This is a genomic window from Micromonospora sp. SYSU B005, assembly GCF_055362685.1.
In genome coordinates this window covers 90,934-108,096 of sequence record NZ_JAXCFU010000001.1, presented here as the reverse complement: position 1 = coordinate 108,096, position 17,163 = coordinate 90,934, and the positions used below count along the sequence as shown (strand labels likewise).

Here is a 17,163-nt window from a genome sequence, read left to right as displayed (position 1 = left end):
CTGGTCTGACCAGTAGCCTCCGTCACATCTCGTCGTGTACCACGGGGGACCACCAGTTGCCCAATGCATCGACCGCCCCGCATCGGGGCGGAGGTCGCACCGCTTCACATGGGAGAAGCTGCATGAAGTCGTCCAGATTCGCCGCGTTCGCCGCGGCAGCCCTGGTCTGTCCGGGACTCGTGCTCGTCGGGTCGCCCGCGTCGGCCAACCCCGCCGCCGGTGCCCCGGGCGCCCACAACGCCATCACCGACGTCCCCGGCATCCAGGTCGGCCAGGTCCAGTCCGACACCGCTCCGTACCTGACCGGCACCTCGGTCGTCTACATGCCGCAGATGTCCGTGGCGAGTGTGGACCAGCGTGGTGGCGCCCCCGCCACCAAGGAGACCGACCTGCTCAGCCCGCTCAACTCCAACCCGGGCGTCAACGCGATCCAGCTCGGCGGCAGCAGCATGTACGGCCTGTCGGCCACCAACGGCATCATCCGCTGGCTGGAGGACCGCGGCGAGGGCGTACGCGTCGGCGCCGGCGGCGTGGCCCCGATCGTGCCGGCCGCTGACATCTTCGACCTCGGCCGCGGCGGCGACCCGAAGGCCCGCACCTCCGCCGAGTGGGGCTACCTCGCGGCACAGGCCACCTCGGACGGTCCCGTTCGCCAGGGCGGCGTCGGCGGTGGCACCGGTGCCCGTGGCGGCGGCATGCGCGGCGGCGTCGGCACCGCGAGCGTCCACCTCGGCGACGGCATCTACGTCGGCGCGATGGTGATCGTCAACCCGGCCGGCTCCCCGGTCGACCCGGCCGACTGCACCCTGTACGGCGTCAAGTACGGCATCGGCGACGAGTTCGCCGGGTACAAGGCTCCCAAGAAGAAGGAGTGCAACCCGCCGACCCCGCCGGCCGCCGCCGCCGAGCAGCCGGCAAACACCACGATCGCCGTGGTCGCCACCAACGCCCCGCTGGAGAAGGCCGCCGCGCAGCGCATGTCCGGCAACGCGCACGACGGCATGGCCCGCGCGATCAGCCCGATCCACACGCTCGGCGACGGCGACACCGTGTTCGCGGTGTCCACCGGCAAGGGCGAGGCGCTCCAGATCAACGACCCGGCCGACAGCCGCCAGCTCAACGCCATCTTCAACGCCGGCGCCAGCACGCTCGCCCGTGCCATCGCCAAGGCGGTCCTCTCGTCCGAGAGCATCGGCAACACCACCAGCTACTGCGACCGCTACCCCTCGGCCTGCAAGGGCATGAAGCAGCTCAAGCAGTGGCGTACCCAGGGCAACGCCCCGGACGTGACGCCGGAGACCTTCGCCGCGGCGACGCAGGCGCTGGCGCAGACCCCGGTCCCCGCGCCGGCCGGTGCCGACAACGGCAAGGGCAAGGAAAAGCCCAAGCCCAAGGCCGCTCCGGCGGGCAACACCACGAACGACGCCGGTCAGGAGTCGCAGAACGGCATGGTTCTCGCCTCCGGTAACACCGGTGGTCCCACGCTCTCGACGGGCGTGACCACGGGCCTGCTGGCCGCCGCCATCCTCGGTGTCGGCCTGCTGGGGATGCACCTGCGGGGACGCCGCCGGACGCCCTCCGCCCCGCTCAGCTGACAAACACGCTGTCTCACCTCGCGCCGGCACCGTAGGCGCGTGACGATCGAGGCGGGTTCCGTCCACCCGGACGGGACCCGCCTCGCGTCGTTCCCAGCCCGCTGGTCCGCGCTTGATGTGACCGTCGATCTTGGAGTTGTGGCACCTCGCACAGCTCGCATACGGGGCATCCCAGGCGCCACAACTCCAAGATCGACGGAGCGGGGCGTCCAATGCCGACCCACTTCGCAGCACGTCAGCTCCTGGCGTGTGGAGCGCGAGCGGATCGAGCCGTCCCTCGGCAGCCCGGTGCGTCGCGCTGGCGCCCAACGTAGAGGCCGCACCGTAGGGCTGGACGTGGTCGTCGGCCCGGGCGGAACACGTCCACCGCGGCTTAGCCCTCGCTCGGCAGTGCGTTGTGTCGACGCCCCGCGGTCCCGGACGCGCACGGCTACACGCGGGCAGCACCTCGACTGCGTCAGTCCACTGCGCACCGATCACGGCTCCTCGGGCGTCCCCGGCCCTCCTAGCCCGTCGATCTTGCACTTGGTGCCCCGGCGAACGGGGTCAAATCCCCCGCACCAGGGGCCGCAAGTGCAAGATCGCGGGGAGGGGGGAGCGGGGAGCGGGGAGGGGGGATGGCAGAAGGACCTGGTGGGCGGGAGCCCACCAGGTCCTTCTGTGTGCGTGGTGCGGTTACTTCTTGGAGACCTTGGTGACGTCGAAGGACTGGGTCACCGCGTCCTTCGGGTAGCCCTCGACGCCGTCGCGGATCACCGCGAGGTTCGGCAGCAGGAACAGCCAGTCGCTGGCGGCCTCCTGCGAGATGACCTTCGCGGCCTCGGCGAACTTCTTGTCCCGGGTCGCCGCGTCCAGAGCCGTGTCGGCCTCGTTCATGAGCTGCGTGACGGCCGGGTTCTTGTAGCGGTAGTAGTACTCCGGCTGGCCGTAGCGGACCAGGTCACGCGGCTCGACGTGGGCGATGATCGACAGGTCGTAGTTGGCCTTGCCGAGCACCTTGTCGAGCCACTGCGGCATCTCGACGTTGTTCTGGGTCACCTTGATGCCGACCTCGGCGAGCTGCGAGGCGACGAACTGCGCGGAGGCGCGGGCGTAGCCGGGCGGCGGGACGTCCATGGTCAGGGTGAGCCCGCCTGCGTGTCCGGCCTCGGCGAGCAGCTGCTTGGCCTTGGCGGGGTCGTGCGGGAAGTCGCCGGTGCGGTCCTCGTACCACGGGTCGCTCGGCGGCACCATGCTGCCGATCTTCGTGCCGTACCCGGACCAGACGGTCTTGATGAGCGCGTCGTGGTCGATCGCGTGGCGGATGGCCTGGCGCACCCGGGCGTCGGCCAGCGGGCCCTTGGCGTTGTTCATCGCCAGGACGACCTCACCGGTCGTCTTGCCCTCGACCACCTCGAACTGCTTGTTGCCCTTGAACACCTCGAGCAGCTGCGGCGCCTGGATGTTCGCCACGATGTCGAGCTGGCCGGAGAGCATCGCGTTGTTCAGCGCGTTGGCGTCGGTGATGTACCGGAAGACGGCGGTGCCGACCTTGGCCTTCTCACCCCAGTAGCCGTCGTTGCGCACCAGCGTGATGCTGTCGCCGCGGTTCCACTTGTCGAACTTGAACGGGCCGGTGCCGTTCGGCTTCGTGCCCAGGTCGGTGGCGTTCTCCTTGAGCACCACGCCGACGCGGCCGGCCACGTCGAACAGCCAGCTCTGGCTGGGCCGGGACAGCGTCACGTCCACGGTGGAGGCATCGGGCGCCTCGACGGTCTTCACGACTGTCATCTGCGACTTGAACGGGTTCGTCGAGCCCTCGGCGGTGACCCGCTTGAAGCTCCACACCACGTCCTGCGCGGTGAGCTTCTGGCCGTCGTGGAAGGTCACGCCGTCGCGCAGCTTGAACGAGTACTTGGTGCCGTCGTCGGACACCTTCCACTCGCTGGCCAGCAGCGGCTCCACCTCGCCGGTACCGGCGTTCTGGCGCACCAGGCCCTCGTACACGTTGTAGAGCAAGACCTGCGGGATCGCGGCACCGGCCTCGGCGGTCAGGTCGAGGCTCACCGGCTCGAGGTAGGCGCCGAGGGTGACCGTACCGTTGCCGGAACCACCGCCGGTGGTGGTCTCGGAGTCGCCGTCGCTACTGCACGCGGTCAGAGCCAGCGCCGTGGCGAGCAGCACGGCGGGCAGCGTTATCTTCAGCCGATTCATTCGTGTGTCCCATCGCGAAGAACGCCAAGGGCGCTCGTAGCCTGTGAGGCGGGACACTATGAGCGTGGTACCCGATGCAAAAGGGCCAGTTCAGCGGGGTCGGCAGGTACCAATCAGCGTCCGGCTACCGGGCCACCCGGAACCCGGTGTTGCCGGTCGACGAGTCGACGGTGGTCCGACTCCGTGCTGCCACGCGGTATCGGTTGCAGTAGGAGTCGTGGCACAGGTACGAACCACCCCTGATGACGCTCTCACCTGGTGAGATGCGGCCGCGGTGGTCGCGCCAGGGTTCGGCCGTGAGTTCCCAAACGTTGCCCGCGACGTCGTACAGACCGTAGCCGTTCGGCGGAAACGCGGTCACCGGAGAGGTGCCCGCGAACCCGTCTTCCGCGGTGTTGACAGTCGGGAAGACGCCCTGCCAGATGTTGCACATGTGCCGCCCGTCCGGGGTCAGCTCGTCGCCCCAGGCGTAGCGGGCCTGCGACAGGCCGCCGCGCGCCGCGTACTCCCACTCCGCCTCGGTCGCCAGCCGGGTGCCGGACCACAGGCAGTACGCCTCGGCGTCCCGGTGCGAGACGTGGACGACCGGGTGCCGCTCGCGTCCCCGTACGTCCGACCCGGGCCCGTCCGGGGCGGCCCAGGACGCCCCCTCGACGGCCAGCCACCACGGCGCCTGCGGCACGGACGCGTCCAGCACGTGCCGGCGCGCGGACGGCGCCAGCAGCAGGTGGAAGACGAACGACCAGCCGTACCGTTCCGCGTCCGTGCGGTAGCCGGTGGCGTCGGCGAAGCGGGCGAACTGACGGTTCGTCACCGGTGTCGCGCCGATCGCGAACGGGCCCACGGTCACCGGCCGGACCGGTCCCTCCAGGTCCTCCGGGAAGCCCTCCGGGTCGTCGGTGCCCATGAGGAAGGTGCCGCCGGGCAGCGCGATCAGGTCGTCCGTACCCCCGTGTGGTGAGCGGACGGCACTCGCGCCCGCCGCGGCACCGGTGCCGGGCGGGCGTCTCGGCGCGCAACACGGCGACGGCGGGGGAGCGCCCCCGCCGTCGCCCGGATCGACCGGTTCGGTGCTCACATCCGTGTCACGCCGGCAGGGCGTCCGCCTGGTACGCGCCCTCGCCGATGACGGCGGCGACCGCGTCGCCGAAGTCCTCGGTCGACATGCCCATCTCCGGCCCGCGCATGGCACCCAGGCGCGGCAGCACCGCCTTCACGCCGTCCTCCAGGCTGCGGGCCGCCTCCGGGTGACCCAGGTGCTCCAGCATCAGCGCGGCGCTGAGGATCGACCCGGCGGGGTTGGCCCAGCCGCGGCCGGCGATGTCCGGCGCGGAGCCGTGCACCGGCTCGAACATGCTCGGCGCCGACCCGGTCGGGTTGAGGTTGCCGCTCGCGGCCAGGCCGAGACCGCCCTGCACCGCGGCGCCCAGGTCGGTGATGATGTCGCCGAACAGGTTGTCGGTGACCACCACGTCGAACCGCTCCGGCTGCGTCACCAGGTAGAGGCACATCGCGTCGACGTGTACGTAGTCCACAGCGATGTCCGGGTACTCCGCCGAGACCTCCTCGAAGGTCCGCTGCCACAGGTCGCCGGCGTAGGTGAGGATGTTCGCCTTGTGCACCAGCGTCACGTGCTTGCGGCGGCCCAGGGCCAGCCGGAAACCGTGCCGGATGAGGCGCTCGACGCCCTTGCGGGTGTTCACCGACTCCTGGGTGGCGATCTCGTCCGGCCCGCCGCGGTGGATGAAGCCGCCCGCGCCGACGTACGCGCCCTCGGTGTTCTCCCGCAGGATCACCAGGTCGCACTGCTCGGGGCGCAGGCCGCCGATGGGCGTGGGCACACCCGGTAGCAGCTTGACCGGCCGCAGGTTCACGTACTGGTCGAACGCGGTCCGCAGGTGGATGACCAGGCCGCGTTCGAGCACGCCGGGCGGCACCGACGGGTCACCGACGGCGCCGAAGAGGATGGCGTCCGCCTTTGCCAGTTCCTGTTCCACGTCCGGCGGCACGACCTGGCCTGTTATCCGCCAGTAGTCCGCGCCGAGTTCGTAGTCCTCCCAGACCAGGTCGATCCCGAACCGTCGGGCGGCGGCGTCGCACGCCTTGACCGCCTGCGCGGTGACCTCCGGTCCGATGCCGTCGCCGGGCACCAGCGCGATTCGCTGGGCGCTCATGAGTCCACCCCTGTCCGCGTGCAGGAGACCGTCACCTGCCATCGCCCGGCCAAGCGTGGCGGGAACGGGCCCTCCGCAACAGGTCCAGGTCTCCGGCTAGGCTAGTACCAGCGGGACGCATGGGGCGTGTGCAGGGCGTACGACGACGGGACGAGGCGAGACCCCCGCGGGAGTGGGAGGTCGAGGTGGCGGATTTCCTGCTGCCGGTCAACCCGCAGAGCACGGTTCCGCTCTACGAACAGATCATCACCGGGCTCGAGGACGCCATCCTCGCCGGGCAGTACGACGACGGCCCGCTGCCGAGCACCCGCCGCCTGGCCGAGGCGCTCGGCGTCTCCCGGAACACGGTGCTGACCGCGTACGACCGGCTCATGGAGCAGGGTCTCATCGTGACCGTTCCGCGGCGCGGTCTCTACGTCTCCTCCGACGCGGTGGTGCGGATGCGGGCCGCGCGGCGGACCGCCCGCTCGCCGATGCAGCCGATCGACTGGGAGGCGCGGCTGCCGGAACCGCCGCCCACGCCGGTGCACCGGGATCCGGCCTGGTCACGGGCGCCGTTCCCGTTCGTGGTCGGCCAGCCCGACCCGTCCATGTTCCCGATCGGCGCGTGGGAGCGGGCGCAGCGGGAGGCGCTGCGGCAGGACGGGCTGTCCCGTGTCATCGGGGACGCCGGCCAGGCCGACGACCCGGAGCTGGTGCGTCAGCTCTGCGAGCACGTGCTGCCCGCGCGCGGCATCTCCGCCCACCCGGACCAGGTGATGATCACGCTGGGCTCGACGCACGCGCTGCACCTGCTGGCGAGCGTCCTCGTCCGGCCGGGCAGCGTGGTGCTCGTCGAGGACCCCGGCTACCCCGACGCGCGGACGATCATGCAGATGGCCGGCGCCGACGTGGTGCCCGGCGCGGTCGACGAGGACGGCCTGGTCGTCGAGGACCTGCCGGCCGACCTGCACGGCGCCCAGCTCGTCTACGTCACGCCGAGCCACCAGTACCCGACCGGCGCGACCATGTCGGCGTCCCGCCGTGAGGAGCTGCTGCGCCGGGCCGGCGCGGCGGACGCGGTGGTGATCGAGGACGACTACGACCCGGAGATGACGTTCCGGGGGATGCCCGCGGTGGCGGTGCGGGCGCTCGACGACGAGGACCGCGTGGTCTACCTCGGCAGCTTCAGCAAACTGCTGGCGCCCGGCCTGCGGCTCGGTTACGTGGTGGCGTCCCCGGCGCTCGTGGACGCCATGCGGGCCCGCTCCCGCTACGTGCTGCGTCACCCGCCCGGCCCGATGCAACGCGCCCTCGCGCAGATGATCGCCAGCCGCGACCTGGCCCGTCACGTGCGCCGCGTCCGTGCCCACTACCTGGGGCTGTACGAGGAGATGGTGCGGGCGGTCGAGCGGCACGTGCGCTGGGGACCGCAGCCGGTGCCGCGCGGCGGGCTGGCCCGGTGGATCACCGGCCCGCCGGGGCTGGACGCCGGTGAACTGGCCCGCGAGCTGCGCCGGCAGGGCGTGCTGCTGGACCCGGGCGCGCCGTACTGGGCCGCCCGGCCGGCCCCGCGTCACCACCTGCGCCTGGGGTACCAGGTGATGCCGCTGGACCGCATCGACGAGGGGGTGCGGCGGGTCGTCGAGGCGGTAGAAGACCAGGTCCGGCCGCGACTGGTACCCCCGCCGACCCGGAAACTGGACGTTCCCCTCCGGGGGCGGAGTTCGTAACCTCCGACGCCATGACGTCGGACACCCACGCCTCCCTCCGCGCCGGCCATCTCGTGGACGAGCAAGCCGTCGTGTCGCTCACCCAGGACCTGGTCCGTATCCCCTCGACCTGGGACGCGGGGCGCGGGCGAAGCGAGCAGCCCGCGGCGGAACTCGTCGCGCAGGTCATGCGGGGGTTCGGCTGGCGGCCGGAGGTCACCGAGGTCGTCCCCGGGCGCCCCAACGTCGTCGCCGTGGTGGACGGCGGCCTGCCCGGCCCGACGCTGATGTTCGAGGGGCACACCGACGTCGTCACCGAGGGCGCTCCCGAGGAGTGGACCGTCGACCCGTTCGGCGGCGACATCGTCGACGGGCGGCTGTACGGTCGCGGCTCCGCCGACATGAAGGCCGGTGTCGCCGCGATGATCCACGCGACCCGGGCCGTCGAGCTGGCCGGGCCGTTCCCGGGCCGGATCGTGGTGGCGGCCCTGGTGGACGAGGAGGGCCAGATGCTCGGGGCGAAGCACTTCACCACCACGGCGCTGGCCCGCGAGGTGGACGCCGCGATCATCTGTGAGCCGGAGGCGGAGGAGATCTGCGCGGTCGCCAAGGGCGCCGTCCGGCTGCTTGTCACCTGCACCGGCAAGATGGCGCACGGCGCGATGCCGCAGCACGGCCGCAACCCGGTCCCCGCGGTGGCCGAGCTGGTCGCCGCGCTCGGCCGGTACCAGAAGGAACTGCAGGCCGACCCGGGTGAGCACGTGCACCTCGGCCCGACGTACCTGACCCCCACGGTCCTGGACGCCGGCTCCGCCGATCAGCTCAACGTCATCCCCGGTCGCGCCGTCCTCGGCGTGGACTGCCGGACCGTACCCGGTGTCGACCACGCCGCCCTCGCCGCGCGGGTGCGCTCCGACGCCGACGCCATCGGCGCCCGGCACGGCGTCACCTTCGCCGTCGAGGTCGTCGACGACCGGCCGTGCGCGGTGACACCGGAGGACCACCCGATCTCGCTCGCCGTGGCCGGGGCGCACCGCGCCGTCACCGGTTCCGAGCCCGTCTTCGGCGGTGTGCCCGGCGCGACCGACGGCACCATCCTGTGGCGCGACAGCGGCATCCCGAACGTGGTGTACGGCCCCGGCCCGAAGTGGATCGCCCACCAGCCCGACGAGTACGTCGAGGTCGACGACATCGTCCGCAAGACGAAGGTGTACGCCGAGGCGGCTCTGGCCTTCCTCACCGGTGCCACCGGCGCCCGGACGGGTGCGGCGTCGTGACCGCGCAGGAGCTGCTGACCGCGCTGCCCGCCGGCCTGCCGATCGGCGCGGGCTGGACCAGCACCGCGCAGACCGCGCCGGTGCGCTTCCCGTACGACGGCAGCACAGTCACCCAGGCGCCGTGGGGCGACACCGCCGACGCGGAGGCGGCTGTCGAGGCCGCGCAGGGAATCGCCGGGGAGATGGCCGGGCTGCCCGGTCACCGGCGGCGCGCGATCCTGACGGCAGTCGCCGCCGAGGTGCGCGCCCGCGCCGATTCGCTGGCCGAGCTGCTGGTCCTGGAGACCGGCAAGCCGCTCGTCGACTGCCGGGTCGAGGTCGCCCGCACGCTTGTCACGCTGGAGACGGCCGCCGAGGAGGTCGGGCACCTGACCGGCGAGACGGTGGCGCTGGACATGCAGCCGGCCGGCGAGGGCATGCTCGGTTTCTGGGTACGCCGCCCGGTCGGTGTCGTCGTCGGCATCACCGGGTTCAACTACCCGCTGCTCCTGGCCGCCCACAAGGTCGCGCCGTCGGTCGCGGCGGGCTGCCCGGTGATCGTCAAGCCGGCGCCGAACACGCCGCTGGCCACGCTCGTGCTCGTCGACCTGTTCCGGCGGGCGGGCTGCCCGGCGGCGGGCGTCCAGCTCGTCACCGGCGGCGTCGAGGTCGGCAAGCTCCTGACCACGCACCCCGGCGTCGCGGCCGTGTCGTTCACCGGGTCGGCGCACGTCGGTCACCAGATCGCCCGCGCCGCGGCGCCGCGCAAGGTGCTGCTCGAACTCGGGTCCAACGCGGCGCTCGTCGTCGGCCGCGACGCCGACCTCGACCGGGCCGCCGAAGCGGTCGTACGCGGCGGGTTCTACGCCTCCGGTCAGGCGTGCATCAGCGTGCAGCGGGTGATCGTCGAGGAGCCGGTCCGCGAGGCGCTGCTGGAACGCCTCCAGCCGCTGCTGGCGACGGTGACCACCGGTGACCCTCGGTCCGCCGACACCCGTGTGTCCGCGCTGGTGGACGAGGCGTCCACCGAGCGGGTCCACTCGTGGGTGGACCGCGCGGTCGCCGCCGGGGCGCGCTGCCTGGCCGGCGGTACGGCGCAGGGCCGGGTGCTGCAACCGACTGTGCTCGTCGACGTCCCCGAGGACGCCGAGTGCTGGGCGGAGGAGATCTTCGGTCCGGTGGTCTGCGTCCGGTCGGTGCCGGACATGGACGCCGCGGTCGAGCTCGTAAACAGGTCCCGCTACGGGCTCCAGGCCGCCGTCTTCACCCGTGATCTGGCGGTGGCCCTGGATGTCGTACGCCGTCTCGACGTCGGCGGGGTGCTCGTCAACGAGGTGCCCGGCTTCCGCGCCGACAACATGCCGTACGGCGGCGTCAAGGACTCCGGCATCGGCCGGGAGGGACCGCGCTTCGCCATGGAGGAGCTGACCGTGACCAAGATGGTGATGATCAGGCCATGATTCGGAGTGGGAGCACACACGCATGGTGATCTACTTCGTCCGGCGGCTGGCCATCCTCGCGGTATCCCTGTTCGCCGCGTCGATCCTCGTCTTCACGATGCTCTCGCTGCTGCCGGGCGACCAGGCGCAGGCGATGCTGGGTGTGAACGCGACCCCGGAGGCGCTGGAGGCGCTGCGGGAGCAGTTCGGGACGAACCGCCCGTTCACCGAGCGGTACCTCGACTGGGCCGGCGGCCTGATCCGCGGTGACTTCGGCATCTCGCCCCTCAGCGGGGTGTCGGTCGGCTCGGAGATCGCCGACAAGCTCGGCGTGACGGTGCCGCTGATCCTGGCCGGGATGACGCTGGCGCTGCTCATCGCCGTACCGCTGGGCATCCTCGCCGCGGTGAAGAGCCGCACCGCGATCGGGACGGCGCTGTCGGCGCTGAGCCAGGTCGGCATCGCCGTGCCGTCGTTCTGGCTGGGCATCCTGCTCATCACCGTGTTCGCGGTGAAGTTGCAGTGGCTGCCCGCCGGCGGGTTCACCGGATGGGACGACGTCGGCGGCGCCGTGCAGGCCCTGCTGATGCCGGCGCTGGTCCTCGGCGTGGCCCAGGGCGCGATCCTGATGCGCTACGTCCGGTCTGCGGTGGTCGAGGTCATGCAGGAGGACTTCATCCAGACCGCGCGGGCCAAGGGGCTCAGCCGCTCGCAGGCGCTGACCCGGCACGCGCTGCGCAACGCGGCCATCCCGGTCATCACCGTCCTCGGTCTGCAACTCGCGACGCTGCTCATCGGCACCGTCGTGATCGAGAACGTCTTCGGCCTGCCCGGCCTCGGCCGGATGCTGCTGCAGGACGTCGGCAACCGCGACCTGCTGAAGGTGCAGGGCACCGTGATGGTGCTGACCGCCGCGGTGCTTCTGATCAACTTCGTCGTCGACGTGGTGTACCACGCGGTCGACCCCAGGCTGAGGAGCAAGGCATGACATCAGTCGCCGACGCCCCACCGGACGCCACCGCCGACGTCGTCGCGGCCGGCCCCGTCAAGCCGCGCCGCCGCTGGAACCTCACGCTGGTGATCGGCGCCGGCCTGGTGGGCCTGGTCGTCCTCACCGCGCTCGTGTCGTTCCTCTGGACGCCGTACGACCCCACCCGGGTCGACCCGTCGCAGACGCTGCTGTCCCCGGGTGGGGACCACTGGCTCGGCACCGACCACTTCGGCCGGGACATCGTCAGCCAGCTCCTCGTCGGCGCGCGGACCACACTGTTCGTCGGTGTGGTCGCCGTCGCAATCGCCGCCGCTGTCGGCGTACCCCTGGGTCTGCTCGCCGCCACCGGGCACCGCTGGCTCAGCGAGCCGGTGATGCGGGCGCTGGACATCGTGTTCGCGTTCCCGGCCATCCTGCTGGCCATCATCCTGGCCGCCGGCTTCGGCGCCTCCACGCTCACCGGCATGATCGCGATCGGCGTCGCCAACGTGCCGGTGTTCGGCCGCCTCACCCGGGCCGGCGCGATGCAGGTGCTGCAGAGCGACTTCGTGCTCGCCGCGCGCAGCTACGGCCGCCGGGGTGTGGTGCTCATGGTCCGGTACGTGCTGCCGAACATCGCGGCCCTGCTCATCGTGCAGGCGTCGGTGTCGTTCGCGCACGCGGTGCTCGCCGAGGCGGCGCTGTCCTACCTCGGGTACGGCACCCCGCCACCGACCCCCACCTGGGGCCGGATGCTCCAGGAGGCCCAGAACTACTTCGTCGTGCAGCCGATGCTCGCCGTCTGGCCCGGTCTGGCCATCGCCCTGTCGGTGCTCGGCTTCAACCTCATGGGCGACGGGCTGCGCGACGCCCTCGACCCGCGGCTGAGAGGACGGTGAGCGGCGTGAGCGGGCTCGTGGTGGAGGACCTCGTCGTCAAGGTCCACGACATCCAGGCCGTCAAGGGCGTCTCGTTCGAGATCGGGCGGGGCCGGCGGATGGGGCTGATCGGCGAGTCCGGCTGCGGCAAGTCCCTGACCGCGCTCGCGCTGATGGGCCTGCTGCCCCACGGCGTGACCGCGACCGGGCGGGTGCTGCTGAACGGCCGCAACCTGCTCGACCTGTCCGACAGGGAGATGTGCGCGGTCCGCGGCAACGACATCGCCATGGTGTTCCAGGAGCCGATGACGGCGCTCAACCCGCTGATGCGGGTCGGCAACCAGGTCGCCGAGTCGCTGCGGCTGCACAAGGGCATGAACCGCGCGGCGGCCTCGGCCCGGGCCGTCGAACTGCTCGAACGGGTCCAGCTGCCCGAGCCCGACCGGACCGCGCGCAAGTACCCGCACCAGCTCTCCGGCGGTCAGCGGCAGCGCGTCGTGCTCGCCATCGCGCTCGCGTGCGACCCGGCCGTGCTGGTCGCGGACGAGCCCACCACCGCGCTGGACGTCACGGTGCAGGCGGAGATGCTGCGGCTGATGGACACGCTGGTGCGCGAGGAGGGCGCGTCGCTGCTGCTCATCACGCACGACCTGCCCGTCGTCGCCAGCATCTGCGGGGAACTGCTCGTCATGTACGGCGGCTCGATCGTCGAGCACGGCGACGTGGCGACGGTGTTCGACTCGCCCCGGCACCCGTACACGGCGGGCCTGCGGGCGTCCACGGTGCTGGAGAGCACCGACGGAAGCGGCCGGCTGTCGACGATCCCGGGCCGCGTCCCGTCGCTCGGTTCGTTCCCCACCGGCTGCGTCTACCGCAACCGATGCCCGCGCGCCGACGACGTCTGCGGCACGGTGCCGCTGCTGACGGCGCCGCCCGGCAGCACCCAGCGGGCCGCCTGCCACCACCCGATCGAGAGCGACCAGCCCCTAGGAAGCGGGAAGGCCAGCGCATGACCACCACCCCGTTGCTGGAAGCCGTCGACGTGGTGCGCGAGTACCGCGCCCCGCGGCGGTCGCTGCGTACGCCGGGCCAGCCGATCCGCGCGCTCGACGGCGTGAGCGTGCAGGTCCACGAGGGCGAGGCGTTCGGCATCGTGGGGGAGAGCGGCTCCGGCAAGTCCACACTGTCGCGCATCCTCATGGCCCTCGACCAGCCGACGTCCGGCACCGCCTTCTACAACGGGCAGCGGATCAGCGGCGTACCGGAGCGGCGGCTCGGGTTCCTGCGCCGCGACGTGCAGATGGTGCTCCAGGATCCGATGTCGTCGCTGAACCCGCGCATGCGCGTCGCGGACATCATCGCGGAGCCGATGCGCGCGCTGCGCCTGCCCGGCGACCACCGGGCCCGCGTCGCCGAGCTGATGCACTCGGTGGGTCTGCCCGAGGAGGCGGTGACCCGCTACCCGCACCAGTTCTCCGGCGGCCAGCGGCAGCGCATCGCCATCGCCCGCGCCCTCGCGGCCGGGCCGAAGGTCATCGTCGGCGACGAGCCGGTCAGCGCGCTCGACGTCTCGGTCCGCGCGCAGATCCTCAACCTGCTCACCGACCTGGCCGAGCAGTTCAAGCTGACCCTGATCCTGGTCTCCCACGACCTGTCCGTCGTCCGGTACCTCTGCGACCGGATCGCGGTGATGAACCAGGGCCGGATCGTCGAGACGGGTGACACCGAATCGATCTACTCCGACCCCCGGCACCCCTACACCCAGAGGCTGCTGTCCGCGGTGCCCACCCTGAGCGGCGACCTCCTGGACCGATTCAACAGGAGCAGCACATGAGGTTGGTTGACCGCGTCGCCGTCGTCACCGGAGGCGCCAGCGGCATCGGACTGGCCACCGTCGGCCGGCTCGTCGAGGAGGGCGCGCGCGTCGTCATCGCCGACCTCGACGGCGACCGCGCCGCCGGGGCCGCCGCCGGCTTCGGGTCCGCCGTGGTCGGCGTGGCCTGCGACGTCACCCGGGCCGCCGACTGCCGCGCCGCCGTCGAGACCGCCGTCGAGCGGTTCGGCCGGCTCGACCTCATGCACGCCAACGCCGGTACGCCGTTCACCGGCCCACTGGACGAGGTGGACCAGGCGACGCTGGACCGCGTGGTCGACGTGAACCTCAAGGGCGCGTTCTGGACCGCGCAGGCCGCCGCGCCCGCGCTGATCGAGGCCGGTGGCGGCGCGATCGTGTTCACCGCGTCGCTCCAGGCCGTCATCGCCCGCCCCCGGTACGCGCCGTACACCGCCGCCAAGCACGGCGTCATCGGCCTGATGAAGGCGCTGGCGCTGGAACTCGCGCCGCACGGCGTCCGGGTCAACGCGATCGCCCCGGCGGCGACCGAGACGCCGATGCTCTCCGCGTTCCTGGGCGGGATGGGGGACGTGCCGGACAGCGCGCGGGAGAACTTCCGGGCGTCGATCCCGCTGGGCCGCATGGCGACGCCGCGCGACTCGGCCGACGCGGTGGTGTTCCTCGCCAGCGACGAGGCGCGCATGATCACGGGCCACACGCTCGTCCTCGACGGCGGCACGACGGCCGGCTGAGGCGTACCGTGACCGGACCTCTGGCGGACCCTCCGTACGAGGGGACCATCGGACGCACCTACGACGAGTCGACGGAACACTGGAGCGCGCCGCCGTCGGCCGCCGCGGGTACGCCGAACGTGGTGTACGTGCTGCTGGACGACGTCGGGTTCGCCGACTTCGGCTGCTTCGGCGCCGAGATCGACACCCCGACGATCGACCGGCTGGCCGCCTCCGGGCTGCGGTACACCAACTTCCACACCTCGCCGCTGTGCTCGCCGACCCGGGCCAGCGTGCTCACCGGCCGCAACCACCACAGCGTCGGCATGCGCATGCTGTCCAACTTCGACAGTGGTTTCCCGAGCGGGCGGGGGCGGATCACCCACGCCGCCGCCACCGTCGCGGAGATGCTCGCCGACGCCGGGTTCAACACCATGGCGGTCGGCAAGTGGCACGTCGCGCCGCTGGAGCACACCACGCCGTCCGGCCCGTACGACCAGTGGCCGCTGGGCCGCGGCTTCGAGCGGTACTACGGCTTCCTGGAGGCCGAGACCGACAACTTCTATCCGGAGCTGGTGTACGACAACCACCAGGTGGACCCGCCGGCCACCCCGGAGGAGGGCTACCACCTCACCGAGGACCTGACCGACCGGGCCATCGGGTTCGTCCGGGACCAGACGTCGTTCACCCCGGAGAAGCCGTTCTTCCTGTATCTGGCGTACGCCGCCGCGCACGCGCCGCACCAGGCCCCGCCGGAGTACCTGGCGAAGTACCGGGGCCGGTACGACGCCGGCTGGGACGTCGTCCGCGCGGACCGGCACCGGCGGCAGATCGGACTGGGCATCATCCCGCCGGACGCGCCGCTGCCACCGCACAACCCCGGCGTCGTGCCCTGGGACGACGTGCCGCCGGACCAGCGGCGCCTGTTCGTCCGCATGCAGGAGGCGTACGCGGCGATGGTCGACCACACCGACGCCCAGCTCGGGCGCCTGGTCGACTTCCTGGAGCGGATCGGCCGACTGGACGACACGATCTTCGTGGTCATGTCGGACAACGGCGCGAGCCCCGAGGGCACGCCGCTCGGCACGCTCAACCCGACGGCCTTCCAGAACCGGGTGCCGGAGAACCTCCAGGACAGCCTTAACCGGATCGACGAGATCGGCGGCCCCCGGGCGCAGAGCAACTACCCGCTGGGCTGGGCGCAGGTCAGCAACACCCCGTTCCGCCGCTACAAGCAGCACACCCACGAGGGCGGGGTGCGGGTGCCGTTCGTGCTGAGCTGGCCGGCCGGTGACGTGCCCGGCGGGCAGGTGCGGACGCAGTTCCAGCACAGCATCGACGTCACCGCCACGGTGCTCGACCTGGTCGGGGTGCAGCCACCCGCGGTGCGCCGGGGCGTACCGCAGATGCCGCTGCACGGCCGCAGCTTCCGCGACGGGCTGCGCGACCCGGCGGCGCCACCGTCGCGGGACCGCCAGTACTTCGAGATGTTCGGCCACCGTGGCATCTACCACCAGGGCTGGAAGGCGGTGGCGTTCCACGAGCGCGGCACCTCCTGGGACGAGGACCGCTGGGAGCTGTACCGGATCGAGGACGATCCCACCGAGAGCCGCGACCTCGCCGCCGAGTACCCGGAGGTGCTGCGGCGCCTCATCGAGGAGTTCTGGATCGAGGCGGCCCGCTACGACGTGCTGCCGCTGGACGACAGGGGATTCGCGATCCGGGCCCGGGTGCCGCGCCCCGGATCGGTGCGGGACCGGCTGGACTTCACGTACCTGGCCGGTGTGCCGACGATCTCCGGCGCGGCGGTGCCGCCGACGATGAACCGCTCGCACGCCATCACCGCGCGGGTGCACCGCACCGACGCCACCCAGGGCGGCGTGATCGTGGTGCTCGGCAACGTCAGCGGCGGGTACGTGCTGCACATCCAGGACAACCACCTGGTGTACGAGTACAACCACCTCGGCACCCGTTACGTGCTGCGGTCCGAGGGCGAGCTGCCGCTGGGCCCGGTGGAGCTGACCTTCGAGCTGACGAAGACCGCCGACTGCCAGGGCACCGGCCGCCTGTACGTGGACGGCGAGGCGGCGGGCGAGGCGCTGTTCCCGCAGTTGCTGCCGTTCTTCCACGGCTTCGCGGGCATGGACGTCGGGCGCAGCATCCACTCGCCGGTGTCGCCGAGCTATCCGGCCCGGCACGAGTTCTCCGGCGAGCTGGAGTACGTGCGGTTCCGGCTCGCCGCGTCCGAGGAGGTCGGCGAACCGATCGCGCCGGCGGGCGGCGTCGCGCCGCGGCCGTCCGCCGGCGTCGGGTTCGAGGTCGTGGACTGACGCGCGCCGCGCGTACGGCGACGGCGCGCGGACGGACCTCGTCGTCCGTCCGCGCGCCGTCCGCCTACCGGG

13 protein-coding genes are annotated in these 17,163 nt (G+C 72.1%); 10 read left to right on the top strand and 3 right to left on the bottom strand.

What is annotated here, in order from left to right; translation table 11 throughout:
- Positions 1-122: 122 nt before the first annotated feature.
- Positions 123-1,595 (top strand): P1 family peptidase, encoded by a 1,473-nt coding sequence (locus SM452_RS00505; protein WP_262014035.1) that lies wholly within the window; start codon positions 123-125, stop codon positions 1,593-1,595.
- A 675-nt stretch (positions 1,596-2,270) separates the two neighbouring features.
- Here the strand turns inward: SM452_RS00505 and SM452_RS00500 are convergent.
- The 3 genes from SM452_RS00500 to SM452_RS00490 all read right to left on the bottom strand — a co-directional run bounded on the left by SM452_RS00500 (position 2,271) and on the right by SM452_RS00490 (position 5,962).
- Positions 2,271-3,788: an ABC transporter substrate-binding protein gene (locus SM452_RS00500; RefSeq protein WP_262014036.1), complete on the bottom strand. Its 1,518-nt coding sequence runs from the start codon at positions 3,786-3,788 to the stop codon at positions 2,271-2,273.
- A gap of 124 nt (positions 3,789-3,912) precedes the next feature.
- Entirely contained in the window at positions 3,913-4,866 is a 954-nt protein-coding gene (locus SM452_RS00495; protein WP_463839148.1) for a formylglycine-generating enzyme family protein, read from the bottom strand.
- 7 nt (positions 4,867-4,873) lie between these two features.
- On the bottom strand, positions 4,874-5,962 hold the full coding sequence (locus SM452_RS00490) for a 3-isopropylmalate dehydrogenase (protein WP_013475383.1): 1,089 nt from the start codon (positions 5,960-5,962) through the stop codon (positions 4,874-4,876).
- A 185-nt stretch (positions 5,963-6,147) separates the two neighbouring features.
- On the opposite strand from SM452_RS00490, the gene pdxR reads away from it, so the two are divergent.
- From pdxR to SM452_RS00445, 9 genes are read left to right on the top strand one after another with little or no spacing between them, the layout of a single operon-like run.
- The gene (pdxR, locus tag SM452_RS00485) at positions 6,148-7,674 is read left to right on the top strand and encodes a MocR-like pyridoxine biosynthesis transcription factor PdxR (protein ID WP_262014039.1); all 1,527 of its coding nucleotides are present in this window, start codon (positions 6,148-6,150) and stop codon (positions 7,672-7,674) included.
- Between the two features lie 11 nt (positions 7,675-7,685).
- The gene (locus SM452_RS00480) at positions 7,686-8,930 is read left to right on the top strand and encodes a M20 family metallopeptidase (protein ID WP_463839147.1); all 1,245 of its coding nucleotides are present in this window, start codon (positions 7,686-7,688) and stop codon (positions 8,928-8,930) included.
- Entirely contained in the window at positions 8,927-10,369 is a 1,443-nt protein-coding gene (locus SM452_RS00475; RefSeq protein ID WP_463839146.1) for an aldehyde dehydrogenase family protein, read from the top strand. Before SM452_RS00480 ends, SM452_RS00475 begins: the two co-directional genes overlap by 4 nt.
- 22 nt (positions 10,370-10,391) lie before the next feature.
- Positions 10,392-11,336 carry an ABC transporter permease gene (locus tag SM452_RS00470; protein ID WP_194800627.1) on the top strand — a complete coding sequence of 315 codons (945 nt, stop codon included), beginning with the start codon at positions 10,392-10,394 and terminating at the stop codon, positions 11,334-11,336.
- Positions 11,333-12,217: an ABC transporter permease gene (locus tag SM452_RS00465; RefSeq protein ID WP_013288207.1), complete on the top strand. Its 885-nt coding sequence runs from the start codon at positions 11,333-11,335 to the stop codon at positions 12,215-12,217. The genes SM452_RS00470 and SM452_RS00465 overlap by 4 nt, the downstream gene beginning before the upstream one ends.
- A gap of 5 nt (positions 12,218-12,222) precedes the next feature.
- On the top strand, positions 12,223-13,209 hold the full coding sequence (locus tag SM452_RS00460) for an ABC transporter ATP-binding protein (RefSeq protein WP_463839145.1): 987 nt from the start codon (positions 12,223-12,225) through the stop codon (positions 13,207-13,209).
- Positions 13,206-14,030, top strand: coding sequence for an ATP-binding cassette domain-containing protein (locus SM452_RS00455; RefSeq protein WP_318333014.1), 825 nt, complete (start codon positions 13,206-13,208; stop codon positions 14,028-14,030). Before SM452_RS00460 ends, SM452_RS00455 begins: the two co-directional genes overlap by 4 nt.
- Entirely contained in the window at positions 14,027-14,782 is a 756-nt protein-coding gene (locus SM452_RS00450) for an SDR family NAD(P)-dependent oxidoreductase (RefSeq protein WP_355508903.1), read from the top strand. The genes SM452_RS00455 and SM452_RS00450 overlap by 4 nt, the downstream gene beginning before the upstream one ends.
- Positions 14,783-14,790: 8 nt before the next feature.
- Entirely contained in the window at positions 14,791-17,091 is a 2,301-nt protein-coding gene (locus SM452_RS00445; RefSeq protein WP_355508905.1) for an arylsulfatase, read from the top strand.
- Positions 17,092-17,163 lie beyond the last annotated feature (72 nt).